A 7,992-nucleotide genomic window follows, 5' to 3' on the forward strand; every position below is an offset into this window, starting at 1 on the left:
AAAATGGTTGATACTTTGCTTGCTACTGCACTTGATTTAGTCAATCCAAAACACCTACGCAACTGGTTCACAAACTGCTGCTACTGTACTTCATGAACTTGCAATCTGCTGTATCTCGAATTGCCCAACACAGATAGTGATAATATGCTGGGCAAAGCAACATTCCGGAAGTTCGTGAGCAGACTGCCGATGATACGCGAAGTGAATACCTGACCAAGCAGAAGTGTTACTTGAGAGTAAAGGTGCGTTGAGGACAAGCTGCTTCCAAACTTTTTCTTGTGTGAGATCGATATTCGGTAGTTGAGCTTCTGGCATGACTGGTATAGCTTTGCATGGCTATCCTTAGTTTATGGGGTTAACCGAATGAATGTGACACCGGGACACTTTATCCGTGAAAAGAAAAGCTTAAAGCAGTTATTAGAGTTACCTTTTTTGCGATTATTGATTCTGGTACTTACTATTTACCCTGCTATCAGAATGGACAACGATATCGTTCTTTTTCTTGCCGGTGTTGGCGTACTCGTCTTCTATCTCATCTTCTCGGCGCTGACTGAAATGGGGACTAAACTCCCCTGGAAGAAATAGCTAGTTTTGTTGTATGGTGGGCTTCTGCCCACACGTTTTGAAACATTTATAGAAAGATGCGATCGCGTCCTTCTAGGCCTAAAATTATTGAAGATCCGCAATCATCCTTGGGCAGAAAGAAGGGCGATCGCACCTGCTTCTTACGTTACTTTTCACAGTTACAGAACCATTGGAAGCAGGCGTTAGGTAAACATTCTCTCAGTTTTCCGTTTTGGGGCTGCTGAGAAAGCTTAAATTATTCAATCATGTATCGTCAAGAAGTTAGAGGCGAACTGCGGAAATTATTGCCCTACTTAGTGACTGAAATAGCATTTTTGAGAAGAGCAGCAGTCTCTTCTGGTTTTCCGGAAGAGGGAAAAACCAAAATACTCTTAATTTTGGGGTTATTAACCAATTCTTTTAAGCGATACAACTGCTTATCTGAGATAGCTACTCCCTCATACTTTTCGGCGTAATCTAGTTCTTGGTTGAAGTTAGCATCGTTATAAATTTGAATGAAAGCGCGATCGACATTCCAATTTTGCCAATCAGCCGCAAAATAACGTTTACCCCAATAAGGATTATGATGGCAAAGATCAAAACTAACCGTGGGGTTAGCTTTCTTCATATCAGCTCTCATTTGGCGCACAAAATTAGTCAAGTGGGCGGTGCGATCGACTTTTCCAGGTAATTCAGCATGATAACCAAGGTAATCATCCCACTGAACCGCATCGATGTTTGGATACTTTTTGACAAATTCTACTGATATCTTTTTGAAGAAGTTAGCAACTTCTGGGAGTTCCACATCCAGTAAATAGTGATCGATGCCAGCGTAGGTTTTATCTACCCCAGGAACAATCCATCGTTTAGAAATTGCCAAGTCAAAAATTGGGCTATTTTTATCAATTTTAATGCCCTTCTCAAAATAGGCGTGAACTTGCATTCCCTGCTTGTGCGCCTCATCAATCAGCCAATCTAACCATCGATCTTGAAATTGGTTAGGACAACTTTTATATCCGAGGGTTTGCTGCATCACCTCACTGTTATACATCGTGCAACCATTCCCCCACACTCCATGAATAATTGTATTGATTCCTTGAGAGCGGTAATAACGAACTCGTTCGCGAATCGTTCTTTCGTTAGCATTATTAGTTACTTGATATCGACTTAAATAAATTCCCCTTATTTTCTTCTTCTCCCAAGGATTTTGAGGTAATGGTGAATTTTTGGGGGTTACGGGTAATGCTGAAACTTGTGGTTTGGTTGTTGGTGTGCCAGCCGGAGTCGCTTGCGAAAGGGGCGAATTTGTAACAGGTAATGGTATAACTTGTGGCTTTGTTGTTGGTGTGCCAGTCGGAATCGCTTGTGGAAGGGGCGATTTGACAACTGTTACACCCTGGCTAGGCGCAGGGGTCAAAATAGGAGTCGTTGGTTGTTGATTATTTTGTTGATTATTAGGCAAAAATTGGCTGATATTTAGACGATCTAGCTGCCTAAAACCCCAATAACCAACCCCAAACAAAACGATGATTAATGAAAATGGAATACTCGCACATCCACATCCATTATTTTCTTTTTTAGGTGGCATGATAACAAGGGTGATTGTTCAACTCGGAGAGTAACTCTCTTGACTCAATTAAGGCTTGCTTGTAGTAACCGATACTCGGGAAGCGCGGAAGGGAGAATTTAGAGAGAATGGTGGTATATCAAGGTACTTCACTTCGCGATCGCTTAATTCCGCATCACTGCGGCGACGAAAACCAACAACCTGTCCTAAGACTGCGTTCATCGTTGTCAGAATTAATTAAATGACACGAATTGGTTTACAACGTCGTTAAACGACATTAATCTGTTAACGACGACAAATAATGTGTTAATTGACAAAATAAATGGAGGTTAGCGGACTCGAACCGCTGACATCCTGCTTGCAAAGCAGGCGCTCTACCAACTGAGCTAAACCCCCAAACTTGAAGTCGGAACTTCAGACACTTTTGTTATATTAGCTCATCTGCTTCCATTAGGGAAGGGGGTAGAGGAAGAAATATTTAGATGCATATCATCACAGAAGCTTACTCTGTTAGGTTAGGTGATGAACCAGCGTAAAACATTTTTACTCATTGCTGTTGAGTGGGGAAATGACCCAAGTTGTTGTAGCTTTCTATAAATTTGTCAAGTTGCCAGATTTTGCCGATAAGCAAGACCCCTTATTGTCGCACTGCAAAAGACAGGGTATTAGAGGGACAATTCTGCTGGCAGCAGAAGGTATTAACGGGACGATCGCGGGTTCTCGTGAAGCAATCGACTCAGTTTTATCATTTTTACGCTCCGATCCGCGTCTAGTTGACTTGGAGCATAAAGAGTCTTATGCCGATTCTCCGCCGTTTGACCGGATGAAGGTGCGGTTGAAGAAAGAAATTGTCACCTTGGGATTGCCGGAAATCGATCCAAGCGATCGCGTCGGTACTTATGTCAGTCCACAAGCGTGGAATGAACTGATTTCCGATCCAGAGGTGACGATTATTGACACCCGCAACGATTATGAGGTAACGATTGGCACCTTCAAACGAGCGCAAAATCCCAAAACCGCCTCATTCCGGCAGTTTCCCACCTATGTTCGCAATAACCTCGACCCCAGCAAACATAAAAAGGTCGCTTTATTCTGCACTGGCGGGATTCGCTGCGAAAAAGCGACATCGTTTATGATGGCTCAAGGGTTCCAAGAGGTTTATCACCTCAAAGGCGGCATTCTCAAGTATTTAGAGGAAGTTCCCCCAGAAGACAGTCTCTGGCAAGGGGAATGCTTTGTCTTCGATCAACGGGTTGCTGTACGCGAGGGTTTGGAGATAGGAACGCATGAAATGTGCCCTCGTTGCGGTCATCCTATCTCCGAAGCGGATCAAACTTCGCCTGATTATCAGCAAGGGATTTGCTGTCCCTACTGTTGCGATCGCTTCACCCAGGAAAAATAGGTAGCACCGTAACAAAGGTGGCGACAAATTAATTTGGGCAGATTCTCAGGATACGCGATCGCAGTGCAAAGCTTACCTTGCAAGCGGCTGTGTTTTCCTTGTTGCGACATCAGCTTGGAGTGCTAAGTCTGTCCGCCCTATCCTGGTGGGTATAAGCGCGATATAAGGGCGATCGCTTCCATGCATTGCAGACATGGATAAATAGCGATCGCTCTTATCCTTGCACAAGAGAAGATGGGCGATTCCCTGCGGGATAGCTTTGCTTCACGGAAATTTTACTTAGGCGGATAATTTCCGTACATAATTCAATATTTTAGAAGTTTTAATGAAGTTTGATTTGCTGTTCTTGACGGTTTCACAAATAGTAGCTTTCAATATAGTTAACTCGTGTTGGATGTTACAAGGCTAGAGTGAAATTTCCCAGTATTTCAGGGGAATAAAAGAGGCGTTCGCGCCTCTTTTATTTAAGCTGCATTGTATAGGCACTGGTTATACATATTAATTGTCTTGAGTTTTTTACTTAACGAATAAATGTTTAAAATTAATATCCAGGAAATAGAAGCTGTAAGTTCTAGGTTCCAAGAAACAGCCTCAGAGATTGTTTCAAATACTCAAGGTGCAGTATCAGAGGCAATCTCAACAACCCAAGAGGCTACAGATAGTGCAATTCAAGAGGTTTCCAACTCAGTCACTTCCATAGCTTCTACGTTTCAAAAAACAGCATCAGAGATTGTTACAAATACTCAAAATGCAGTATCAGAGGCGATCTCAACAACCCAAGAAGCTGCGAGTAATTTAATTATTGAAGCTCAACAGACTTCTAGCGCAGTTACTGGCGCTGCAACAATTGCTGCACAAGAGGCATTCAAAGTTGCTCATAATATTAAATTTGAGAACTTACCTCACAACTTACAACTGAAATTTCACCGAGCTGGGGTACGCGAAGGCATTCGTAATGTTCAAGAAGCTGCCAAGGTGTATGAGACGATTCCAGCACAAATTCGCGCTCAAGGATATGAGGCGATTCGCGAGTTTTGCAGTGATAAGGATTGGAGCCATATAAAAGCACACGTTAACGGTGGAGGAAAAGAAGCTTCTAACGGCATCTTCGAGAACTTCCGAATCAACCGATCTCGTGGTGGAGTTGATATGACTCCTGAAGAACTTGCAGCAGCACGTAAAGTCCTTGGCGATGCAGCTTTTAAAGCAAGTTTAGAGCAAATAATTGGAGCCGTTGTTCAAGGTGCTTTGGTAGCAGCGGTGATTGAGTTTGTCTTCTCAACTTTAGAAAATTCACTGTCCTTTGCTGAAGGAAAAATTACGCAAGATGAGCTAATTCGTAACGTTGCAGTTGCAACAGCAAAAGCTGGATTAGCTGGTGGTGTAGTTACAGCTATTTTGATGGTCATCTGTATAATTTTTCCACCAATTGCGGCTCTACTTGGTTACGCTGCTATTCCTCTTGCAGTGATTGGTATCGGCTTCATGTGCGTTCGCGCCTGGGAAATTTTCATCCGTGCGGATAAGCTCTTTGGCATTACTGAAGAACTGGAAAAATTTATACAAAACATTGAGCAATCAGTCTTAAATTTTGACGCGATGTGAGAAGCGATCGCTCTTTGTTAAACTCAGTTTATACGCACTCAGCTCCTATCAAAAAATCTCCAATTTTGAATGAACGGTGGGAGCGATCGCGCTAATTAGTTAACCAATAATTCTAGAAGTCTTTAAATATGATAGGAAATATGGCGGCTGGTGCATTTTATCCTTTGACAGGCTTGTTTGAGACTCTTATCAAAGAAGTTTATGCTGAGAAGCAAAGAAAGCATGAACAGCGAATGAAAGAACTTCAAATTATTGCTGATTCTAGCCTTCGCGATGCCTATGTACAGCAGCTTTTACTTGATAAGTTTCTTGCTCCTGTTGAAAATGCACAGCATCAAATTCAAAATACAGCTAAACACGCACAGTATTTAGCAGAAACCTTTAACTATTACTATCAAGACCACAGCGCAACAAAAGAAGAAGCGAAAGAAATATGTTATCAACTTCGGGTTTTAGCAATTAATATCTCTCAAGTTGATTCACTCTATGAATTAAAAGTAATTTATCAAGCAGCTACTCTGTTTGTTTATCAATTATCAAGATTTCAACACAAAGAACGCAAATACTCTTTAGAGAGAGCGCTCCGCAAAAACATATTAGATGTATTAAATACTTGCATTGCTGTTGAGACAAATTTTCAAAGACGAGTTGACTTTATGGGTGTTAACTGAGGTGAAAATTGCCATAACAAACCAGAGAAACTGAGCCAAGAATTAGAAACTAGATAAAAGAATCATGATTGTGCTGTGTCATCGACGCATCAGTAAAACCTCGGCCTGTACCAAGTTTGCAAGTTGAGAGAGGGATGCTGTTTAGCTTCCGGTGGCGTGGTTGAGATGCGATCGTTTACTGGTTTCATGGTTTGTTCTTCTTACCGCACTGGAGATAAGAGCGAAGTCTGAAAGAGGGCGACCACAGTGCAGCCACCCTCAACAAAATTAGGCAACGACTTGGCGATCGCGTTCGCGGGCATCAACTGCAAGTACGAGACACAAAGCAGCGATCGCTGTTTGCCATTCCTGACGCACTTGGGCATCCTCTACAGCCTCAAATAATCCTACCAGGCGAGGAGTTGAGCGTTCTAGAGCGGGACGGGGAACTGGACGATGCAGCTCAACTAAGCGCATCAGGCTTTCCTGACGCTTTAGGAAATTAACCACCCATTGAGTCGTATGATCGGGGCCATCTGGGACGCGCTGCACCTTTAACTCGTTTTTGAGCCAATCATAAAAAGGCGGTAGCTTGTCTTCTAGGACGGTCTTCGCTGTGGGCAAAGTTTGTTGCAGCAACGAGATATTTAAACTATCCAGTTTCTGCTGAATTGCAGGCGAGTTGAGCAGCTCCTGCAAGCTGAGTGAGAGGAGCGTTTCTACTTCAGAAGTCGATAGGTTGAGGTGTTGAGTAAAAGTATTCAGCATGGTTAATTTCTTGGTGACTGAGTGTTAGTATTGCAGTTTGAAGATGGTGGGACTATGAGCTACCTCAGTTAGTCGCCACTTATTTTTGTTGGGGATTTTCCGAAAGCGTCAGCAGAAAAGCTAGATTTTCTTCGGCTTTCAAAGCGTGGGGAGCATTGGCAGGCATGAAGATAAAACCGCCCGGTTCAAGTGCTATTTCTTGCCTTTGCAAAGTTAATAGCCCTCGCCCTTCAATGACGTGGACGGTTGCATTTCGAGGCGAGGAGTGTTCAGAAATATTTGTACCTGCGGCTAGACACAACAGCATGTATTGACAGCAGGAATCTTTAAGCAAAACTTTGCTGAGGACTCCCTGCTGGGGATACTCAATCTTTTCTGACAATTGAATCGCTAAAGATGGATGAGGTATCAGTGTATTAGTCATGATTGATTCACTTTTTTAGGCGCGTTTTGCACGCAGGACGATGTAACCCAAATCCTGTTGATATTGCTGGAAGACACGGCGCATTGCCAAAACTCGTTTCCGAAGCGCTGGGCGCGTCAGAACGTTCCACAGAATCCGGAGGGTATCCATAACGCCTTCGTCTTGAAGTACCCGATGCAGATTCAACAAACCCATTGACCCGGTTTGATGCTGTTGTACTTGCAGTCCGGCAGCTTCACAAGCAGCCAGCCAATTTGCCTCAGATAACGGGGTAGAATTGACCCGAATTACCTGTGCTAAAGCTTGATGAATCTCTGCTTCCTGGTTACGGGCGAGTAATTCGTGGCAAAGAAATTTGCCTCCTGGCTTCAAGCGATCGCGTACCCCAGCCAAAATCTTGGCTTTCCCTGGTACAGATTGCATGGTTAGAATCGCTTCTGCCAAAACATAATCAAACTGTTCGGAAATTACATCTAGGTGGAACACATCGCCCTCAATGATTTCCACCTGGCCTGTTAACCCCGCCACCTCAATGTTGGAACGGGCACGGGCTACACTTTCGGGGTTTTTCTCCACGCCGACCACCCGCACGCCGTAGCGTTGAGCCAGAGCGATCGCGCTGTAGCCAAAACTAGAAGCTAATTCCAGAACTGTCTCACCTGCTTGGAAGTCTGCCCACTCAAACAATTGCTCTGTCGCAATTCGTCCGCCGGGTCGCAACATTTTCTTGCCGGCTGCGGCTAGAACTTGATGTCCGGTGGCGGTTTGGAAGTCGAGGGTAGCGTTGGTCATTTCCTTGACCCTCCTGTGTGGTGATATCTTCACTTTGACAGGAGGTTTCGAGTACGTCTTTGAGCTAGCTCATACTAGGAAAATTATCTACAGCAGTTCTCTATTAGGGTAGTCCTAAACAAGTAAGGATGCATTGTAATAGTGGACAAAGTACCACACGGCACCAATATGATTCTCTAACTTCTTAGAGAACGATAATGTCTTTCTCACTAATCGGGAT

8 protein-coding genes, 1 tRNA gene and 1 pseudogene are annotated in these 7,992 nt (G+C 43.6%); 4 read left to right on the top strand and 6 right to left on the bottom strand.

Going from position 1 to position 7,992, the window contains the following annotated elements; all coding sequences use genetic code 11:
- The first annotated feature begins 363 nt into the window (after nt 1–363).
- Complete coding sequence (locus tag NDI34_RS27115; RefSeq protein ID WP_190412909.1) at nt 364–585, top strand: hypothetical protein; 222 nt, start codon at nt 364–366, stop codon at nt 583–585.
- 289 nt (nt 586–874) lie between these two features.
- Here the strand turns inward: NDI34_RS27115 and NDI34_RS27120 are convergent, their stop codons facing one another.
- Both NDI34_RS27120 and NDI34_RS27125 read right to left on the bottom strand, forming a co-directional pair.
- On the bottom strand, nt 875–2,152 hold the full coding sequence (locus NDI34_RS27120; RefSeq protein ID WP_348234382.1) for a family 10 glycosylhydrolase: 1,278 nt from the start codon (nt 2,150–2,152) through the stop codon (nt 875–877).
- Between the two features lie 302 nt (nt 2,153–2,454).
- Nucleotides 2,455–2,527 (bottom strand) — tRNA-Ala (locus tag NDI34_RS27125).
- Between the two features lie 172 nt (nt 2,528–2,699).
- On the opposite strand from NDI34_RS27125, the gene NDI34_RS27130 reads away from it, so the two are divergent.
- The 3 genes from NDI34_RS27130 to NDI34_RS27140 all read left to right on the top strand — a co-directional run bounded on the left by NDI34_RS27130 (nt 2,700) and on the right by NDI34_RS27140 (nt 5,809).
- Nucleotides 2,700–3,533, top strand: a complete 834-nt coding sequence (locus tag NDI34_RS27130; protein ID WP_190428144.1) for a rhodanese-related sulfurtransferase — start codon at nt 2,700–2,702, stop codon at nt 3,531–3,533.
- Between the two features lie 531 nt (nt 3,534–4,064).
- Nucleotides 4,065–5,138 carry a hypothetical protein gene (locus NDI34_RS27135; protein WP_348234383.1) on the top strand — a complete coding sequence of 358 codons (1,074 nt, stop codon included), beginning with the start codon at nt 4,065–4,067 and terminating at the stop codon, nt 5,136–5,138.
- Nucleotides 5,139–5,278: 140 nt separating this feature from the next.
- Entirely contained in the window at nt 5,279–5,809 is a 531-nt protein-coding gene (locus NDI34_RS27140) for a hypothetical protein (RefSeq protein WP_190527965.1), read from the top strand.
- Between the two features lie 267 nt (nt 5,810–6,076).
- On the opposite strand, the gene NDI34_RS27145 is transcribed toward NDI34_RS27140, so the two are convergent.
- The 4 genes and pseudogenes from NDI34_RS27145 to NDI34_RS27160 form a co-directional block, all read right to left on the bottom strand.
- Complete coding sequence (locus NDI34_RS27145; RefSeq protein ID WP_348234384.1) at nt 6,077–6,556, bottom strand: hypothetical protein; 480 nt, start codon at nt 6,554–6,556, stop codon at nt 6,077–6,079.
- 79 nt (nt 6,557–6,635) lie between these two features.
- A complete protein-coding gene (locus tag NDI34_RS27150; protein ID WP_348234385.1) occupies nt 6,636–6,980 on the bottom strand; it encodes a cupin domain-containing protein in 345 nt (114 codons plus the stop codon).
- 15 nt (nt 6,981–6,995) lie between these two features.
- A complete protein-coding gene (locus NDI34_RS27155) occupies nt 6,996–7,772 on the bottom strand; it encodes a class I SAM-dependent methyltransferase (RefSeq protein WP_348234386.1) in 777 nt (258 codons plus the stop codon).
- Between the two features lie 114 nt (nt 7,773–7,886).
- Nucleotides 7,887–7,992, bottom strand: a pseudogene (locus NDI34_RS27160) (IS1 family transposase); the annotation flags it as partial.

This window comes from Trichocoleus sp. DQ-U1 (assembly GCF_039961925.1).
Taxonomy (GTDB): Bacteria; Cyanobacteriota; Cyanobacteriia; order Cyanobacteriales; family FACHB-T130; genus FACHB-T130.